This window comes from Tardiphaga sp., from assembly GCF_041424195.1.
Taxonomy (GTDB): Bacteria; Pseudomonadota; Alphaproteobacteria; order Rhizobiales; family Xanthobacteraceae; genus Tardiphaga.
The window spans coordinates 1-1,222 of sequence record NZ_JBGMOE010000144.1 but is presented as its reverse complement, the minus strand read 5'-3'; the positions used below and the strand labels follow the sequence as shown (position 1 = coordinate 1,222).

The following is a 1,222-nucleotide window of genomic DNA, read 5'->3' as shown; positions in this document are numbered from 1 at the left end:
CGGTCATCGTGATGGACAAGTCGACCGACATCGTCCGCGCGATCAGCCGCTTGTCCTATTTCTACAAGCATGAGAGCTGCGGCCAGTGCACGCCGTGCCGCGAGGGCACCGGCTGGATGTGGCGCGTGATGGAGCGGATGCGCACCGGCGACGCCGACATTTCCGAGATCGATACGCTGTATCAGGTGACCAAGCAGGTCGAAGGCCACACGATCTGCGCGCTCGGCGATGCGGCGGCCTGGCCGATCCAGGGCCTGATCAAGCACTTCCGCCCCGAGATGGAGCGGCGCATCACCGAAAAGCGTGGCGGCGGGTTGAGCCCGATGATGGAAGCGGCGGAATGAGCGCTGCAATCGCCTTGAGACAGTCGACACTACCGGTCATGGTACTGTTTGTCGGCTTGATGCCTGCGGTTGCGTTCGGTCAGTTGAAGCCCGAAGTGCAGACCGGCTCGCTCATTCCGGTTGCGCCGCAGGCCGTGGAGGCGAAGGACGCAGGCTTAATCAAGAAGGCGTTTGCTCGGTGCATTTACAATCGCAATAAGAAGGCAGCGGCCGTAATACTAACCTATAGTGACCCCGTGAGCGTGGATATAAAGGCCGCAAAAATCTCCGATGTAGCTAGTACCTTTGACATGTCAGAGTGCCTTGGGAAGCAGGCGAGCGTCACGCAAAACACGCTTGGCTTCAAATTCAAGCGCGAGATGTTACGCGGATTTTTGGCTGAAGAAACATATCTTGCGGGCCACCCTGTCGCGCCTACGCTCGCCCCCGGGTCGGTGGAAGTTATTGATCGGACCTACGTCTCCAATAGCGACAATTTGCCCAAGGCGCGGGCGCTCGGAGCATTTGCAGATTGCGTAGTCTTTAACGATGTGAGCGGGTCGGATGCGTTGCTCCGTACTATGCCCGCAAGTGCGAGCGAGCGAGCGGCGGCACGGGCACTGGCACCCGCATTGGGCAAATGCCTGGAACAAGGCATCCAGTTTTCGATGAGTCCGGCGAGCATTCGCGTCTATGTCGCAGATGGATTGTGGAATCGCTTTTCTCGCCCACAGCAGGCTCAAGTCGCTGCTGCGGCGAAACCATGAATAAGAAAGTTTGAGCGCGAACCATGCCTAAACTTAAAGTCGATGGCGTCGAGATCGAAGTACCCGCTGGTGCCACCGTGCTCCAGGCGTGCGAGCTCGCCGGCAAGGAAATCCCGCGCTTCTGCTATCATG

The 1,222-nt window shown here is 58.8% G+C and carries 3 protein-coding genes; all 3 read left to right on the top strand.

What is annotated here, in order from left to right; translation table 11 throughout:
* On the top strand, positions 1-344 hold a 344-nt coding region (locus ACEK02_RS19160; RefSeq protein ID WP_371423157.1), incomplete at its 5' end, for an NADH-ubiquinone oxidoreductase-F iron-sulfur binding region domain-containing protein.
* Entirely contained in the window at positions 341-1,090 is a 750-nt protein-coding gene (locus tag ACEK02_RS19155) for a hypothetical protein (protein WP_033963260.1), read from the top strand. The genes ACEK02_RS19160 and ACEK02_RS19155, both read left to right, overlap by 4 nt.
* Positions 1,091-1,113: 23 nt before the next feature.
* Positions 1,114-1,222: 2Fe-2S iron-sulfur cluster-binding protein (locus ACEK02_RS19150; protein WP_371423158.1), on the top strand; the 109-nt coding region annotated here is incomplete at its 3' end.

Coding starts and splice junctions, on each gene's coding strand:
- ACEK02_RS19155 (WP_033963260.1), top strand. CDS start 341: ATGAGCGCTGCAATCGCCTTGAGACAGTCGACACTACCGGTCATGGTA.